Below are 16,714 nucleotides of genomic sequence, written 5' to 3' on the forward strand. Positions count from 1 at the left end.
CCCCAGTCAAGGAAATCCATGATCCCCTATGGCGCCCGCTTCGATGAGCAGAATCGTTACGAGGACACCTACGCCGGGTTGCCGATCGTCGGAATCGCTCCGGAGGAGCAGGAGATCCCCGACCCGGCTTCGGTGGCGGTGCGGATCAGCTCGGGCTGGGACGACTACGAGATCGAGGAGGCGTTCGACGCGCTGCTTGCGCGTGTCGACACGGCCAAGGTCCCGGCACTGGTGATCGGGGGCTGGGGGAACTGCTACGAGACCTCGTCGGAGCACCTGGTCGGCCTGCTCGCGGACAACGCCGCCTGGTTTCCCGGGCTCCGTTCGCTCTTCGTCGGCGCGATCAGCAGCGACGAGGCGGAGATCTCCTGGATCCAGCAGTCGGACGTGACCCCGCTGCTGGAGGCGTTCCCGCGGCTGGAACGGCTGGAGGTGCGCGGCGGCACGGGGCTGGGGCTTCGGCCCGTCAGGCACGAGTCGCTGCGCATGCTGCGGTTCGAGACCGGCGGGCTGCCCGCGAAGGTCGTGCGTGCGATCGGAGCGTGCGACCTGCCCGCCCTGGAGCACCTGGACCTGTGGCTCGGGATCCAGGAATACGGCGGAGACGCCACGGTCGCCGACCTGGCGCCGATCCTGTCCGGGGATCGGCTGCCGACGCTGCGCCACCTCGGCCTGCAGGACAGCGAGATCCAGGACGAGATCGCGGCGGCCGTGGCCTCCGCGCCGGTCGTCGCGCGGCTGGAGTCCCTCGCCCTGTCGATGGGCATGCTCACCGACGCCGGAGCCGAGGCCCTGCTCGGCGGGCAGCCGCTGACCCACCTGAACAGGCTCGACCTGCACCACCACTTCCTCACCGACGCGATGGTCCCCCGGGTGACCGAGGCGCTGCCGGGCGTCGAGGTCGACCTGTCGAAACAGGAGGAGGCCAGGCGCTTCGGGGACGGGGACGTCTGGCGTTACGTGGCGGTGAGCGAGTGACGACCGCGCCCGACCCCGGCGAGACCTTCGTCCGGGAGGACCTGTATCTGTACGGTTTCAGCTGGGAGACCGAGGAGCACTTCGCGGGCAGGCGGGTGGTGACGCCGGGCCAAGCGGTCCCCGATCCCACGGCCGTCGCGTGGGCTCTCGCCGACGAGTTGTCACCCGGCGACGGGAAAGAGTCGGGGCTGGAGCAGGAGCTCCGGCAGTTGCTCGACACGGTCGACGGCGGCTTGATCGAGTCGATCACCGTGACCGGTTACGGGGCGCGCAACGCGCCCGCGTTCCTCGCCGCCAACGCGGACCGGCTGCCCCGCCTCCGGTCGGTCTTCCTCGGGTTCGTCAGCGCGGAGGCGTGGGAGATCTCCTGGGTCCAGCAGGGCGACATCACGCCGCTGCTTGAGGCGTTCCCCCGCCTGGAGCGGCTGGACGTCCGCGGGTCGGAGGGGCTGACCCTGCGGCCCGTACGGCACGAGCGGCTGCGCGTGCTGCGGTTCGAGTGCGGCGGCCTGCCCGCCGAGGTGGTGCGGGCGGTGGGGGTCGGTGACCTTCCGGCGTTGGAGCACCTGGAGCTGTGGCTCGGCGTGCCGGACTACGGAGGAGACTCCAGCGTGGCCGATCTGGCGCCGATCCTGTCCGGGGAGCGGCTGCCCGCGCTGCGGCGGCTCGGCCTGTGCGACAGCCCGGCGCAGGACGAGATCGCGGCGGCCGTCGCCGCCGCCCCCGTGGTGGCCCGGCTGGAGGAGCTCAGCCTCGCCATGGGCGCGCTGACCGACATCGGTGCGGAGGCGCTGCTCGGCGGGCAGCCGCTGACCCATCTGCGCCGGCTCGACCTGCACCACCACTTCCTCGGTGAGCCCATGATGGCCATGATCGCGGCGTCCCTGCCCGATGTCGACGTGGACCTGTCCGAGCGGCAGACCGAGGAGTGGCGTTATGTGGCGGTGAGCGAGTGACGCCCCATCTGGCCGTCGTCGGGGTGCCCGGCGACCGGCGGGTCACGATGTTCCGCGACGCCGTCGTCGCCCGGGGGCTGCCGGAACCGCTGGTGGTCCCGTGGCGTGACGTGCTGACCGGCGGCGAGATCGGCCTGCCGCCGGGGACGCTCGTGCGGATCGACTCGCCGGGCGAGGACGCCGAGATCGACGCGCTGCTGCGCGGACCGGGGGACCCGACCCGGGTCGGCGGGGGCGCGGCCTGGTACGCCGCCTTCACGGCGGGGCTGCGGAGGATCGCCGTGCTTCCCGGCGTCCGCCTGCTGGGAAACGCCGAGGAGATCGCGGTGATGTTCGACAAACGCCGCTGTCACGCCCGGCTGTCGGCGGCCGGGGTGCCGGTGCCGCCCGCCTTCGCGGCCGGCTCGTACGGCGAGCTGCGCGAGCGGATGGCCGAGCGGGGCTGGGCCCGCGTGTTCGTCAAGCCCGCCCACGGCTCGTCGGCCTCCGGGGTGGTCGCCTTCCAGGCCCACGCCGGCCGGGTCAAGGCGGTCACGTCCGCGGCGTGGATCGGCGGCACGCTGTGCAATTCGCTGCGGGTCCGCACCTATGAGGACGAGGCCGATGTGAAGGAGCTGGTCGAGACGCTCGCCCCCGACGGGCTGCACGTGGAGCGGTGGTTCCCGAAGGCGTCGGCGGGCGGCAGGACGTTCGACCTGCGTGTCGTGACCGTGGCCGGGAGCCCGACCCACGCGGTGACGCGCACGAGCAGGACGCCGATCACCAACCTGCATCTCGGCGGCCTGAGGGGGGACCTCGGCGTGGTCAGGGCCCGGCCCGGCCTGTGGGAGCGGGTGCTCGACGTGGCCGCCCGGACCGCCGCGTGCTTCCCGGGAAGCCTGACCGCCGGCGTCGACCTCATGGTCGGCGCCGACCGGCGGTCGGTGGCCGTGGCGGAGGTCAACGCGTTCGGCGACCTCCTGCCCGGCCTGGGCGACCTGGCGGGCGAGGGCAGGGACACCTACGCCGAGCAGGTGGAGGCGATCCTGGACCGGCCATGGACATGAACGAGGTCGTGGGGACCCACGACATTCTCCTGGTCACGCTCGACACGCTCCGCTACGACGTCGCGGCCGAGCTGGCCGACGCCGGGCGGCTGCCCAATCTGCTGCCCGGCGGCAGGAGGTGGGAGCGGCGGCACAGCCCCGGCAGCTTCACCTACGCCGCGCACGCCGCGATCTTCGCGGGGTTCCTGCCCACGCCGGTCACACCGGGGCCGCACCCGCGCCCGTTCGCCGCGACGTTCCCCGGCAGCGAGACGACCGGGGCGGGCACCTGGGTGTTCGACGCGCCCGACCTGCCCACCGGGCTCGCCCGCGCCGGCTACCACACGGTGTGCATCGGCGGAGTGGGGTTCTTCAACAAGCTGACTCCGCTGGGCTCGGCGCTGCCCGGGCTGTTCGCGGAGAGCCACTGGGAGCCGGAGTTCGGGGTGACCGGCCCTCATTCGCTGGAACGGCAGATCGACCGCGCCGAGGAGGTGCTGGCCCGGCGGGACCGGCCGGTCTTCCTGTTCGTCAACGTGTCGGCGCTGCACCAGCCCAACCACTTCTACCTGCCCGGCGCCACCGGGGACGGCCCGGACACCCACGCCGCCGCGCTCGAATACGTCGACCGGCACATCGGCAGGCTGTACGCGCTGATGCGCCGGCCCTGCCTCGTCATCGTCTGCTCCGACCACGGCACGGCGTACGGCGAGGACGGGCACGTCGGGCACCGCGTCGGCCACGAGGTCGTCTGGACGGTGCCCTACGCCGAGTTCATCCTGGCAAATCCCCATGGGGAGCACGATTGACGCCTTACGAGGGCTACGTCTACGCCTACCCGCACAAGACCGCTTACCGGCCGCTCGATCCGCGCCCGGCCCTGAGCGAGGTCTGGGCGGGGGAACGGGCGGGCGCGCTGTACGTCCACATCCCGTTCTGCGAGATGCGGTGCGGGTTCTGCAACCTGTTCACCCGCACCGGCGCTCCGGAGGGCCTCATCGGCGCCTACCTGGACGCCCTGGAACGGCAGGCGCGAGCCGTGCGGGCCGCCCTGGACGAGCCGCGCTTCACGACGGCCGCCTTCGGCGGCGGCACGCCCACCTATCTGGACGCCCGGGAGCTGACCCGCCTGTTCGACCTCACAGAGCAGGCGATGGGCGTCGACCTGCGGGAGATTCCGCTGTCGGTGGAGACCTCCCCGGCCACCGCCACGCCCGACCGGCTGGCCGTGCTGGCCGAGCGGGGCGCGAGCCGGATCTCGATCGGCGTGCAGAGCTTCGTGGACGCCGAGGCCCGCGCGGCCGTACGGCCGCAGAAGCGCGCGGAGGTGGACGCCGCGCTCGACGCGATCCGCGCGTCGGGCAGCGCGGCCCTCAACATCGACCTGATCTACGGCATCGACGGGCAGACGCCGGACTCCTGGCACTACTCGCTGGACGCCGCGCTGACGTGGAAGCCGGAGGAGCTGTACCTCTACCCGCTGTACGTCCGGCCGCTCACCGGGCTCGGAAAGCAGGGCCGTGCCTGGGACGACCAGCGGATGGAGCTGTACCGCCAGGGCCGCGACCACCTGCTCGACGCGGGGTACGAACAGGTGTCCATGCGGATGTTCCGGCTGCCCGGTCCGGACGCCGCCACGGACTACTGCTGCCAGACCGACGGCATGGCCGGCCTCGGCTGCGGAGCCAGGTCCTACACGAGCACGCTGCACCACTCCTTCGAGTACGCGGTCGGGGCCCGGCACGTGCGGGCGATCATCGACGACTACGTGCGGCGCGACGACTTCGGCGTGGCCAACGTGGGGTTCGCGCTGGACGAGGAGGAGCGCAGGAGACGGCACCTCATCCAGTCGCTGCTGCGGACCGAGGGACTGTCGCGGGACCTCTACCGGTCCAGGTTCGGCACCGACGTGCTCGACGACTTCCCCCTGCTCGACCGGTTCCCGGGCTGGCTGACGGCGGACGCGTCCGCCGTGCGCCCGACCCCCGACGGGCTCGCCCACTCCGACGCCATCGGCCCCGCGCTGTTCTCGCCGCGGGTGAGGACGCTCATGGAGGGATACGCCGCGTGCTGACCGTCCTCTATCGGGGACCGCTGGCGAGCTGCGACTACGACTGCGGCTACTGCCCGTTCGCCAAGCGCAGGGACACCCCGCAGCAGCTGCGCGCCGACCGGGCCGCCCTGGAGCGGTTCACGGCGTGGGTGGCGGCCCAGGACGCCGAGATCTCGGTGCTGTTCACCCCGTGGGGTGAGGGGCTGGTGCGGTCCTGGTACCGCGAGGCGCTGGTGCGGCTGTCCTGGCTGGACAACGTGCGGCGGGTGGCGATCCAGACGAACCTGAGCTGCCGCACCGGCTGGCTGGCGGAGGCGTCGGACCGGGCGGCGCTGTGGGTGACCTACCACCCCACGCAGGTGCCCTACGAGCGGTTCCTGCCCAAGGTCCGCTCGCTGCCCGTACGGCACAGCGTCGGGATCGTCGGCGACCCCGCGCATCTGGCCGACGCCCGCAGGCTCAGGGCCGACCTGCCGCCCGAGACCTACCTGTGGGTCAACGCCCAGGAGGGCCGGGTCTACAGCGACGCCGAGGCCGCGGACTGGACGGCGGTCGACCCGCTGTTCGGCCACAGCAGGCACGCGCACCGCAGCCTGGGCCTGCCGTGCCGCACCGGGGACAGCGTGATCTCGGTGGACGGCGACGGGACGGTCAGGCGCTGCCACTTCGTGCCGGAGGTGCTGGGCAACCTCTACGACGGCTCGTACCGGCCCGCCCTGCGGCCCCGCGCCTGCCCGCTGCCCGTCTGCGACTGCCACATCGGGTACGTCCACCTGGAGCCTCTCGGCCTCTACGACGTCTTCCTCGGCGGGGTCCTGGAACGCATCCCGGCCGCGTGGGGTCAGGTCTCCCGCTCGGGGTGGTAGTCCTCCTCACGTACGCCGAAGGTCCACGCCACCCCCTGGCGTGCCCTGGTCACCCACGGCGGGACCCGCAGGAAGTAGGTGCGCCGGGTGCCGTCCGGCTCGGGCGTCGAGTTGACCACCTCGACCATCACCACCGGCTCGTCGCCCGGCAGGTCGATCCGCCACAGGACGCCGGTCTCGTCGGAGTGCCGCGGCCGGGCGCCCGACTCGGCGAGGTAGCGGTCGAGGCCGAAGTGCTCCAGCATGACCCGGCGCAGCTCGGCGTTCTCCTCCGCGCGGATGCGCTCGGGGGTGAGCGCGGCCATGGTCGCGCCGAACCCCGCGGGGACCGGCATCCCGTGCCAGGCGTTCAGCGTGAAGCCGTCGGCGTACGACAGGGCCGGGCCTTCAGCCCTGTGCAGCCGCCCCGCGTCGTCCAGGTGCAGCTCCACCGGACGGTCGGTGACGATCGCGACCCGCTCGTACGGCCACCACCAGCCCGCGTGCCGCGCGACCCGCTTGAGCCCCTCCAGCCCCTCCACGCACTCGAAGGCCGACAGCCAGGGCGCGTCGTGCTGGCCGAGCACCGCGTCGAGCGTCGCCTGGCGCAGCACGTCGCCGCCGAGGTCGCCGATGGCCCTGCGGATCTCGGTGACCAGCCGGTCGACGCGCGGCCACAGCCGCCCGCCCGTCTCCTCCCACAACCGGGCCCAGCCGGCGGGCCCGGCCTCGGCGCTCGCCTCAGCCCTGGCGCTCTCCCAGGGCACGGTGCGGGCCTCGTACCGCACCGAGACCCCGGGGTCGATGCCGTCGAGGGCCCGCAGCCGCCCGAAGCCGACCTCCTCCATCGCCGCCCGGACCTCGTCGGTGCCGAGCAGCCACACCGCCGCGATCGCCCCGGCGGCGGGGGAGGCCAGCCGTACGATCACCTCCGGCTCGCGCAGGCCCGCCTCGCGGTAGGCCAGCCGCACCCCCGCCTGCGCCTCGTCGTGGTCTCCCACGCCGGTCGCGAAGGCCACCTGCTCCCAGGCCAGGGTCTCCATCAGCCGGCCCATCAGTCGGCCACCGTGCGGAACGAGCCGGGCACGTACTCCCGCTGGCGGATCACCCGGAACCAGCCCTTCGGCAGCGGGATCGGGTCGTGCTCCTCGTGGACGAGGCGTCCTCCCGCGGGCAGGTGCAGGAACCCCGGATACAGCGTTCCCGGGCCCGGGATCGCGTGGCAGTGCCCGGTCGCCTCGCCCTCCGCCAGCACCAGCCTCCCGCGCGGATCGCGCGGCACCGGCCGCAGCCCGCGCGGCACCGACTCCTCCGTCACGGGCACGATCAACACGTCTCCCTGTCGATACATCAGTCGACCTCCGGTCTCGGCGATGATCGCAAGCTAGCCAGGCCCACTGACATTCCTGGGAACTCGGCAATTCGGTGGCTTCGGGACGAGACACTCTCCGGCGGCGCTACCGTTGCTGGCGTGGAGGAGATCGATCGCCGAATCGTCACCCTGCTGGCGACTGACGGCCGGATGAGCTTCACCGATCTGGCCAAGGAGACCGGGCTGTCGGTCTCCGCCGTGCACCAGCGGGTACGCAGGCTGGAAAAGCGCGGTGTCATCCGCGGATACGCCGCTCTCGTGGACTACGACGAGATCGGTCTTCCGATGACGGCGTTCGTCTCGATCAAGCCGATCGACCCCTCCGCGCCCGACGACGCGCCGGAACGGCTCAGTCATCTGACCGCCATCGAGGCGTGCCACAGCGTCGCCGGTGATGAAAGTTACATTCTCAAGGTCCGCGTCGCCTCCCCGCTCGCACTGGAGGAGCTCCTCCAGCAGATCCGCGCCTCGGCCAACGTCAGCACGCGCACGACCGTCGTTCTCAGCACACCCTACGACTACCGCTCCCCAGTGATCGAGAAGGAGCCGGAAGCGGACGCAGCCGAGGGCTGAGCACCACCTGACGCCGAGCCGGGCGAGCCGCTGCGAGGCGGCCGGCGTGGACAGGCCGGGCCCCGAGATCCATTTGTGACCGCACCTGTGACCACATGGGTGATCGGGCGGCGCCCGATGCGGGACAAGAGCCCGACGGCACGTAGAATCTGGCGGCCTATGCCAGAGTCTTCGCCGGGTGAGCTGGCCCGGGAGCAGAAGTACGTCGCCGCGCTGTACGAGCGCCTCGACGTGCTGCGGGAGCGCACGCGCGGGCAGCTCGACGCCGTGCTGGCCCAGGGGGCCTCGGGAACCCATCAGAACCGCTCGGAGCGCGACTCCTTCGCCGGCATGTACGCCCAGCGCCTGGCCCGCCTGTGGGCCGTGGAGAACGGCCTGTGCTTCGGCCGGCTCGATCACGCCGAGGGCGAGCGGCTGTACATCGGCCGCATCGGCCTGTCGGACGACGACCAGCAACGGCTTCTGATCGACTGGCGGGCCCCGGTGGCGCAGCCGTTCTACCGGGCCACCCCGGCCGCCCCGATGGGCGTCACCCGGCGGCGCCACCTGCACACGCGGGGCCGCAGGGTCACCGCGGTCGACGACGACCTGCTCGACTTCGACAGCCTCACCGACGCCGACCGGGCCTCACTCAACGGCGAGGCGGCCCTGCTGGCGGCGCTCGGCGAGAAGCGCACCGGTCGCATGCGCGACATCGTGGCGACCATCCAGGCCGAGCAGGACAAGATCATCCGAAGCGACCTGAACGGCGTGCTCGTGGTCCAGGGCGGTCCGGGCACGGGTAAGACCGTGGTGGCCCTGCATCGCGCGGCCTACCTCCTCTACACCTACCGTGAGCGGCTGGAACGCAGGGGCGTGCTGATCCTCGGGCCCAACCCCACCTTCCTGCGCTATATCGAGCAGGTGCTGCCGTCGCTCGGCGAGACCGACGTGTTGCTGTCCACCGTGGGCGAGCTGTACCCGGGCGTCACCGCGTCGCGGGAGGATCCGCCGGAGGCCGCCGCGGTCAAGGGCCGGATCGCGATGGCCGACGTGATCGCGCGGGCCGTACGCGACCGCCAGCGGATGCCGCGCACGCCCGTGGAGATCAAGCTCGACAAGTTCACGCTGAAGCTCGACCGGCAGACGCTGGAGGCGGCCCGGTCGAAGGCCGGCCGCTCGCGCCGTCCGCACAACCAGGCCAGGGCCGTCTTCATCCGGCACCTGCTGACCGTGCTCACCCGGCAGGCGGCCCGCCACCTGGGCCGCGGCGCGCTGGACGACGCCGACTTCGCCGACCTGCGTGAGGACCTGCGCACCGAGGAGCCGGTGCGGGTGGCGCTCAACCGGCTGTGGCCGTACCTGACGCCGCAGCAGCTGCTGATCGGCCTGTTCACGGATCACGATCGGATGGCCGCGGCGGGGCTGGGCGAACGGGAGCGCGGCCTGCTGCTGCGCGAGCCGCCCAGAGCGGGGGAGAACTGGTGGAGCGTGGCCGACGTGCCGCTGCTCGACGAGGCCGCCGACCTGCTGGGCGACATCGACGAGGGCGTGCTGCGGGCGGCGCGCCTGGCCGAGCAGGAACGCGAGGAGCGCATCGCCTACGCCCGGGAGGTGCTGGAACTGACCGGCCTCGCCGACATCATGGACGCCGAGCGCTTCGCCGAACGGCAGCAGGCCGAGGAGACCTATCTCACAACGGCCGAGCGGGCCGCCAGGGACCGCACGTGGGCCTTCGGGCACGTGATCGTGGACGAGGCCCAGGAGCTGTCCGAGATGGCCTGGCGGATGGTCATGCGGCGCATCCCGGGCCGATCCATGACGATCGTCGGCGACATCGCGCAGACGGGTTCCGCCGCGGGGGCGGCGAGCTGGGCGCGTGTCCTCGATCCGTACGTCGCGGGCCGCTGGCGTGAGGAGCACCTCAGCGTCAACTACCGCACCCCCGCGGAGCTGATGGAGATCGCCGCCCGCGTGCTCGAACTGGTCGGCCCCGGCCTGAAGGCGCCGGAGTCGGTGCGGGAGACCGGTGAGCGGCCGTGGGCCCTGCGGGTCGCCTCCGTCGCGGAGGCTGGCCCGGTGGCCGCTGCGGAGGTCGTGGAGGAGGGCCGCCTCGTGGTCATCGCCCCGGCGGGGACGATCGAGGAGATCGGGGAGATCGTCGGGGCCGCCGTGCCCGGCGCGGCCACCGGGCCGGGCCCTGCCGCCCTGGACGCGCCGGTGGCGGTGCTGTCGGTGACCGAGGCCAAGGGGCTGGAGTTCGACTCGGTGATCGTGGTCGAGCCGGGCAGGATCCTCCGTGAGTCGCCGCGGGGGCCGAGCGACCTCTACGTCGCCCTCACCCGGGCCACCAGCCGCCTCGGCGTCGTCCACACGGAGGAGCTGCCCGACGTCTTGAACGGCCTGAAACGGCGCTGAACGGGCTACCGCTCCTACCTGCGGAAACGTGGTATTTCCGCTGATCGGGACGCGGTTGACATCTGCGCTGAGGTCGGTAGTTTGCTGCGCAGTCCAGCACGGGACTGACCGGTTGGCCGCTCTATGGCGCCGCCGACCTCTGCGTCGATGACGGAGCGTGACACCGTCAGCACACCAGGCGCAGGGCGGCGTCCCGCCGAGGCGGGGCACCCCAGCCGGCCGGGGGGTTGGACCCAGGAGGGGCCCGGGCACCCAGTAGACAACGGAGCTCCGCGCCCGCCGCCGACGGGACGGAACCGGTCCGAAGGGCCGCCCGGGCCCCCTTCCCTTCTCACCCGCGTGATCGCCTTTGCGCGCCACCCGTAGAGTGGCGGAGACGGTTTGGCGGCTTGCGCCGCTGTCTGCGACTCTCACCTGTGATGATGTCGTGCGTCAGAACCAGCGATACGCGAGGAGAAACTGTCCCGTGGCATTGAAGACGGCACAGGACGCGGAGTCGGCCGCCGTCGCGGCGCCCGGGCCGCGGGTGCCGGGCGCGCTGATCCGCCTCGTCGCCTCCGTCGCGGGCGGCCTGGTGCTCTACCTCGCCTTCCCGCCCCTCGGCTGGTGGTTCTGCGCTCCGGCGGGCCTGGCGCTGCTCGCCCTCGCGATCCGCGGCACCCGGGTGCGGCGGGCCGCTTGGCTCGGGTACGCCGGGGGGCTGGTGTTCCTCCTGCCGACGCTGGCCTGGGTCCGCCCGATCGGGGACGACGCCTGGCTGGCCCTGGCAGGCATCGAGAGCCTGTTCTGGGCGGCGCTGGCCTGTGCCGCCGTCCTCGTCATGCGGCTGCGCCTGTGGCCGCTCTGGGTGGCCTGCCTGTGGGTGGTGCAGGAATGGGCCCGGGGACTGTTCCCCGTCGGGGGCTTCCCCTGGGCGCGGCTGGCCTTCAGCCAGGGGGAGTCGCCGTACACCGGCTTCGCCGCGCTGGGCGGCGCCCCGCTTGTAAGTTTCACGGTCGCACTCACGGGGACGCTGCTCGCCGCGCTGGTCACCCGGCGTCCGCCGAGATGGCGGGCCGACCGGGTGGTTGCCGGAACGCTCCTCGCCGCGATAGCCGTACCGGTACTGGGGCTGGTCGTGCCCCGGCCCGGCGACGAGGGCAGGACAGTGCGGATCGGTGTCATCCAGGGGAACGTCCCTGGGCGGGGAATGTACTTCCTCGGCGACGAGCCCGCCGTCGTGCTGCGCAACCACGCCGACGAGACGCACCGGATGGCCGAGGCCGTGCGCGCCGGGAAACTCCAGCGGCCCGACATCGTGGTGTGGCCGGAGAACTCCACCGACATCGACCCCTACAGCAGCGCGTTCGCGCGGCAGGTGATCGACTCCGCCGTGAAGGACATCGGCGTGCCCGTCCTCGTCGGCGCGGTGGTCAAGATCGGCTCCGACGAACGGGCCACCCGCGGCGTGGTCTGGGATCCGGTCACCGGCCCCGGCGCCTACTACGACAAGCGGCGGCTGGTGCCGTTCGGGGAGTACACCCCGATGAAGGACCTGTTCCTCGCGCTGTCGTCGCGGGCCCAGCTGGTCGGCCGCCAGTCGGTCGCGGGGAACAAGCCGGGAGCGCTGCGGATGGGGCCGGTGACGATCGGCACCGTCGAGTGCTACGAGGTGGCGTTCGACAGCACGGTGCGCGAGACCGTGCTGGCGGGCGGCACTCCGCTGGTCGTGCAGACCAACAACGCGAGCTACGCGCTCACCAACCTGCCGCCGCAGCAGCTCGCGATGTCGCAGCTACGGGCGGTGGAGTTCAACCGGGCGGTCGTCACCGCGGCGACCACGGGCATCTCGGCGTACGTCGAGCCGGACGGCCGGGTCGGCTGGCACACCGGCGAGCTGGTGGCGGGGATGAACGTCGTGGACGTCCCGGTCAGGACGAAGAACACGGTGGCGGCCGAGGTAGGTGCGCTGCCGGAGTGGCTTTTGATACTCATGGGAGCCGGAGCGACGGTGGCGGCCATCTCTGGGCGGAGGAAGAGCTGATGGAGCAGACCCCGGGACGGGTGCTGGTGATCGTTCCGACGTACAACGAGCGCGAGAACCTGCCGATGATCACGCGCAGGCTTCGGGAGGCGTTGCCCGACGTCCACCTGCTCGTCGCCGACGACAACAGCCCCGACGGCACCGGCAGGATCGCCGACGAGCTGGCCGAGGCGGACGACCACGTCCACGTCCTCCACCGGACGAGCAAGCAGGGGCTGGGCGCGGCCTACATCGCCGGGTTCCGCTGGGGCCTGGCCGAGGGCTACGACGTGCTGGTGGAGATGGACGCCGACGGCTCCCACCAGCCGGAGGAGCTGCACAAGCTGCTCGACGCGGTGAGCCACGGCGCCGATCTGGCCATCGGCTCCCGCTGGATCCCCGGCGGCAAGACCGTCAACTGGCCGTTCTCGCGTGAGCTGCTCTCGCGGGGCGCCAACACCTACGTCCGCCTGGTGCTCGGCATCCCGGTGTCCGACGCCACGGCGGGCTTCCGGGCCTACCGCGCGGCCACCTTGGAGAAGATCGGGCTGGACGACGTCGAGTCGCAGGGCTACTGCTTCCAGGTGGACCTCACGCTCCGCACCGTGCGGCAGGGCCTGCGGGTGGTCGAGAAGCCGATCACCTTTGTCGAGCGCACCGTGGGCACCAGCAAGATGAGCCGGAAGATCATCCTTGAGGCCTTCTGGCGCGTGGCCGTCTGGGGCGTCACGGGGTACGCCGACCGGTTTCGCCCAAGGCGATAGGCGCGATCCACAGGAACCCCAGCGGCCGCGTGAGCGTTGACGCAGACGTACGACTGCCGGGGTGAGTGGGGCAAGACATGGTGCGGATCGGGCTGTTCCTCGGGTTCCTCCTGGTTCCCGTCCTGGAGATCTGGTTTCTGATCCGGGTCGGGTCCGTGATCGGCGGGTGGGAGACGGTCGCCCTGCTCATCGCCGACAGCGTCCTCGGGGCCTGGCTGGTGCGCCGCGAAGGGCGGCGGGCATGGGCGGCGCTGCGCACGGCCATCGAGTCGGGGCGCATGCCCGACAAGGAACTCATCGACGGAGCCATGATCGTCGCCGGCGGTGCTCTTCTGCTGACCCCCGGCTTCCTGAGCGACGTGTTCGGATTCTTCGCGATCCTGCCGTTCACCCGGCCGATCGCCCGGCGCTGGCTGTCGTGGTTCCTCGGCCGCCGCGTGCGCTCACTGGCCGCCCGCTCGCCGTACGCGCCGCTCTTCGACCGTACGGCAGGGTTCGGCGGGGCAGGGTTCGGCGGAGCGGGCTTCGACGGCGTGGACGGCGTCGGCGGGACCTCCGGTGCGGGCCGCGGCCGCGTGGTGCACGGCGAGGTCATCGACGACGACAAGCACTGAGCCGCCGTCTCGTTCTCGTTCTCCTTCGCCTGCCGGGTTTTATGTGCCCGCCTTCCGGGTTCCGTCGTGCGTCCGCCTGCCGGGCACGCCGTTGCCCCGGCGGCGGAGGCACACCGGGGCAACGGGGCTGGTGACGAGCGGTGTCGCGAGTTACAGCCGCTCGTCCGGGTCGGGCACGTCCCGGCGGCGGACGACCTGATCACGCGCCTCCGGATCGGTCACGAACCGGTCGCCTGACCGCGTCACCGGGTCGCCCGTGCCGAACCGTTCCTGCGACCGGGCCGCCGGATCCTCGGTTCCATATCGCTCGCTCGACGAGACCGAGGGGTCTCCCCGGCCGAACAGTTCCCCGGACCGTGTCTCCGGGTCCCGCGGCGCCAGAGGCTCGCCCGGGCGCGTACCGGGGATGTCGGCGTCCAGCCGATCCATGGAACTGAGCGCGGGGTCGTCGGTGCCGTACCGCTCCCCGCCGCGGGTCACGGCGTAGTCGGCAGGATCGCCGATCCCGGTCTCCAGGCGTTCGCGTTCGTGCCGGCCACCGCTGGCGGCCCACCCGGTGAGGCTGTCGGGCTGATTGGCACGCTCCCAGGCGGCGTCCCAGCCCATGTCGTAGTGACGGTACAGCTCACGCTCCTGTTCGGCGGACAGGTGTCCGTCGGCGTCCAGGTCCACGTCGGGCGCGTTCTTGACGTGCTCCTTGGCGTACGGGACCTCGACATGACCGGCCGTCAGGTTCGCGTCGTGCAGCGGGACGAAGGTCTCCTTGGTGTGGAGAAGTCCCGTCTTGACGCAGAGCCACTTCGGCCGTCCTGTCGCATCGTCCAGGAATACCTGCGCGACCTCGCCGATCTTGTCGCCGTTGAGGTCGTGGACCGGGTTGTCGAGCACCATGGGGATCTGCTCGTGAGTGATCACGTGCTTCTCCTTGTCTCTCGCTTGGTCGGTCTCTTACTTCGCTACCACCGACGGGAGAGCGGAAACCACCTGTTTCTGGAAACCACCCTGCCACGCGATGCGCCTGGGCCCGTTGGATCTCCTCGCCCGGCCCTGATCACTGATCGAGACATCCGGCCACGGCCCTGTCGGCACGCTCGCAATACGGCCGCCGTCGTGCCTGCGCATCGCCGCGCCCTGGGCCGGTCAACTGGTCACACCCCTCACCCGGCTCCGGCGAGCCGCTCGGCCGGCCGGCGCATAGGCGCGAAAGATCGAGGCTAATCACTTTCGGCTTCGACAATTGCGGTGATGGAGTTATCGGCGTCGGAATCCGGTGGAGTGATTGCGTGCCTCTTCGCGTTAGCGCCTGGTGAGGTCTTAAGGATTTGAATACGGGCCGTTGTCTAGATAGCTGTGTGTGATCATCTAGATGCGAGGCAGATATTGACTCATGGTTGTCAGGATCGCAAAATCACTATCTCAATCGGGGTGAGCGGCGGTGTCGCGCCGCGCGCTTCACTTTGCCTGTGGAGGGGGTTCGGCGTGCCGATTTCGCGTGCTCTGAAACTGCTGCCCAGCACAATGCACGGCCGTTTCTCACGGCCGTGGGTGGGGCCGCCGGTGGCTGTGGCCGCGCCCGGTGACGTCCCGGGGTTCTGGGCCGGCCGGCCCAGAGAGCGGGCGTGATGCAGGCACTTGAGATTCCTGCCGAAGGGCTCAGGCATGTCCGCTTCGGCTGGTCGATGCTGAGCGAGGCCACCCTGTCGTTGTGGTCGGCCACCGGAGGGAACCGGACGCCGTGGATCCGGCGATGGTGGAGCGATGTGCGTGGGCGGCTGACGCCGGGCAGAACGCGCCTATTACGCGAGATCACCGGGCTGGGTGGGCACCTGCCGGACTTCCTCCTGCCGGTGGCGCCCGGCGGTTCGTCCTCACTCGACGAGGAACTGCACGCACTGGTGACCAGACCGACGGGATCGATTCTGGAAGAGCTGACCTGTGCCGTCACGGGTGGGAAGCATTCAGCTTTGCCTCTGACCACTCGCCTGCTGGATGCGCGCGGTGAGGACGCCTACCTGGCAACTTTGGCGGATGAGCTGAGGACCTACTGGAAGGCGGCGCTGGCACCGTATTGGGACGGGCTGCGGGCCGACCTGGAGTTGGGGTTCGATCAACGTGCGCGGCTGCTCGCCGCCGACGGAGTGCAGGCGGCCATCGCTGACATGAGCCGGCACCTCGCCTGGAGCGGGGACACCCTCCTCGTCGACGTCCCGCCACGCGCCAGGCTGACCGCTGGCTCGGGGCTGTGGTGTGTCGGCTCGGCCTTCATGAGCGACCGGGTTCTCGTGAGCAGCCGTCCCGACGACACCGTGGCCATCTACTTCCCCGCCGCCGGGAGAGCCAACGCCGCATCGGGACGGCAGCCGCTCGGGCGGGCATCGCGTGACCTCACGGAACTTCTCGGGGTGACCCGTGCCACGCTGCTGGCCGACCTCGACATCGCTCACACCACCGCCGACCTCGCGCGGCGCCACAAGCTGGCGGCCGGCACCGTCTCCCATCACCTGGGCATCCTGTACAAGGCGGGGCTTCTCGATCGCGGGCGTGACGGCAAGCGGGTGCTGTACCGGCGTAGCCCCCTCGGCAACGCCCTCGCCCGCCTACCGGTGCACCAGACCGATGAAATCTTTTAAGCGAGTTGACCTCGTCGATTCGACTCTACTCAAATCGACGGCCCAGCTGATCCTCGACCGGGCTCGAACATTCATGTTGTAATTCCTGAAGATTCGCTGCAGCGATTCGATAAACGTAACTTGAGGAGGTGAAACTTATGATCACGGCTTCTATCGCCGACAGGCTGGCCGGCAACAGCCTCCAGCAGCACATGTTTGCGTCACAGTCCACTGTGGCTCAAGAATGTACCAAGGAGGGTCAGCACTGTCTCTTCACGTATACGTGCTGCTCCGGCCTGTACTGCCGCCTTTGGGACGGTTGGGTGGCTGACGGAAATTGCCGCGTCGGCTGAGACATCATCTGTCCTGATCGTCGGCTCCAGCTCCCAGCGGGCTTGCGGTGCCGATCACTTGATTTAGGAGCCGGGGGGGGGGGGCGGGGGGCAGGCCCAACTGTGGTGGTGGGGTGTGCGTTCGGGGGGGTAGCACGGCGTCGTGTTTCTCCCGCCACGGGGCCACCTCCTGG

The 16,714-nt window shown here is 71.2% G+C and carries 15 protein-coding genes; 12 read left to right on the forward strand and 3 right to left on the reverse strand.

What is annotated here, in order from left to right; genetic code table 11:
• Nucleotides 1-18: 18 nt before the first annotated feature.
• Genes AB0O28_RS18050 through AB0O28_RS18075 form a run of 6 tightly spaced genes read left to right on the forward strand, consistent with a single transcriptional unit; the run spans nt 19 to nt 5,878 of the window.
• A complete protein-coding gene (locus AB0O28_RS18050) occupies nt 19-978 on the forward strand; it encodes an STM4015 family protein (RefSeq protein ID WP_363641397.1) in 960 nt (319 codons plus the stop codon).
• The gene (locus AB0O28_RS18055; RefSeq protein WP_363641399.1) at nt 975-1,934 is read left to right on the forward strand and encodes an STM4015 family protein; all 960 of its coding nucleotides are present in this window, start codon (nt 975-977) and stop codon (nt 1,932-1,934) included. The genes AB0O28_RS18050 and AB0O28_RS18055 overlap by 4 nt, the downstream gene beginning before the upstream one ends.
• Nucleotides 1,931-2,980, forward strand: coding sequence for an STM4014 family protein (locus AB0O28_RS18060; RefSeq protein ID WP_363641401.1), 1,050 nt, complete (start codon nt 1,931-1,933; stop codon nt 2,978-2,980). Before AB0O28_RS18055 ends, AB0O28_RS18060 begins: the two co-directional genes overlap by 4 nt.
• Nucleotides 2,977-3,768 (forward strand): STM4013/SEN3800 family hydrolase, encoded by a 792-nt coding sequence (locus AB0O28_RS18065; protein WP_363641450.1) that lies wholly within the window; start codon nt 2,977-2,979, stop codon nt 3,766-3,768. Before AB0O28_RS18060 ends, AB0O28_RS18065 begins: the two co-directional genes overlap by 4 nt.
• Nucleotides 3,765-5,033 carry an STM4012 family radical SAM protein gene (locus tag AB0O28_RS18070; RefSeq protein ID WP_363641403.1) on the forward strand — a complete coding sequence of 423 codons (1,269 nt, stop codon included), beginning with the start codon at nt 3,765-3,767 and terminating at the stop codon, nt 5,031-5,033. The genes AB0O28_RS18065 and AB0O28_RS18070 overlap by 4 nt, the downstream gene beginning before the upstream one ends.
• A complete protein-coding gene (locus AB0O28_RS18075; protein WP_363641404.1) occupies nt 5,027-5,878 on the forward strand; it encodes an STM4011 family radical SAM protein in 852 nt (283 codons plus the stop codon). Before AB0O28_RS18070 ends, AB0O28_RS18075 begins: the two co-directional genes overlap by 7 nt.
• Here AB0O28_RS18075 and AB0O28_RS18080 read toward each other — a convergent pair.
• Together AB0O28_RS18080 and AB0O28_RS18085 are read right to left on the reverse strand one after the other, a co-directional pair.
• The gene (locus tag AB0O28_RS18080) at nt 5,854-6,912 is read right to left on the reverse strand and encodes a DUF6745 domain-containing protein (RefSeq protein WP_363641406.1); all 1,059 of its coding nucleotides are present in this window, start codon (nt 6,910-6,912) and stop codon (nt 5,854-5,856) included. The genes AB0O28_RS18075 and AB0O28_RS18080 overlap by 25 nt on opposite strands.
• The gene (locus AB0O28_RS18085) at nt 6,912-7,208 is read right to left on the reverse strand and encodes a hypothetical protein (RefSeq protein ID WP_142572591.1); all 297 of its coding nucleotides are present in this window, start codon (nt 7,206-7,208) and stop codon (nt 6,912-6,914) included. The genes AB0O28_RS18080 and AB0O28_RS18085 overlap by 1 nt, the downstream gene beginning before the upstream one ends.
• A 120-nt stretch (nt 7,209-7,328) precedes the next feature.
• Between AB0O28_RS18085 and AB0O28_RS18090 the strand changes: the two genes are divergently transcribed.
• From AB0O28_RS18090 to AB0O28_RS18110, 5 genes are all read left to right on the forward strand, one after another.
• The gene (locus AB0O28_RS18090) at nt 7,329-7,802 is read left to right on the forward strand and encodes an Lrp/AsnC family transcriptional regulator (protein ID WP_363641408.1); all 474 of its coding nucleotides are present in this window, start codon (nt 7,329-7,331) and stop codon (nt 7,800-7,802) included.
• Nucleotides 7,803-7,961: 159 nt separating this feature from the next.
• Nucleotides 7,962-10,199, forward strand: a complete 2,238-nt coding sequence (locus AB0O28_RS18095; RefSeq protein ID WP_363641410.1) for a PhoH family protein — start codon at nt 7,962-7,964, stop codon at nt 10,197-10,199.
• A 466-nt stretch (nt 10,200-10,665) separates the two neighbouring features.
• Nucleotides 10,666-12,222 (forward strand): apolipoprotein N-acyltransferase, encoded by a 1,557-nt coding sequence (gene lnt / locus AB0O28_RS18100; RefSeq protein WP_363641412.1) that lies wholly within the window; start codon nt 10,666-10,668, stop codon nt 12,220-12,222.
• Nucleotides 12,222-12,965, forward strand: coding sequence for a polyprenol monophosphomannose synthase (locus tag AB0O28_RS18105; RefSeq protein WP_363641414.1), 744 nt, complete (start codon nt 12,222-12,224; stop codon nt 12,963-12,965). Before lnt ends, AB0O28_RS18105 begins: the two co-directional genes overlap by 1 nt.
• Before the next feature lie 77 nt (nt 12,966-13,042).
• Nucleotides 13,043-13,579 (forward strand): FxsA family protein, encoded by a 537-nt coding sequence (locus AB0O28_RS18110; RefSeq protein WP_363641416.1) that lies wholly within the window; start codon nt 13,043-13,045, stop codon nt 13,577-13,579.
• A 150-nt stretch (nt 13,580-13,729) separates the two neighbouring features.
• Here the strand turns inward: AB0O28_RS18110 and AB0O28_RS18115 are convergent, their stop codons facing one another.
• Complete coding sequence (locus AB0O28_RS18115; protein WP_363641418.1) at nt 13,730-14,494, reverse strand: PRC-barrel domain-containing protein; 765 nt, start codon at nt 14,492-14,494, stop codon at nt 13,730-13,732.
• Between the two features lie 707 nt (nt 14,495-15,201).
• Here AB0O28_RS18115 and AB0O28_RS18120 point away from each other — a divergent pair.
• Nucleotides 15,202-16,209, forward strand: a complete 1,008-nt coding sequence (locus AB0O28_RS18120; protein ID WP_363641452.1) for a winged helix-turn-helix domain-containing protein — start codon at nt 15,202-15,204, stop codon at nt 16,207-16,209.
• Nucleotides 16,210-16,714: the final 505 nt, after the last annotated feature.

The organism is Microbispora sp. NPDC088329, assembly GCF_040685655.1.
Taxonomy (GTDB): Bacteria; Actinomycetota; Actinomycetes; order Streptosporangiales; family Streptosporangiaceae; genus Microbispora.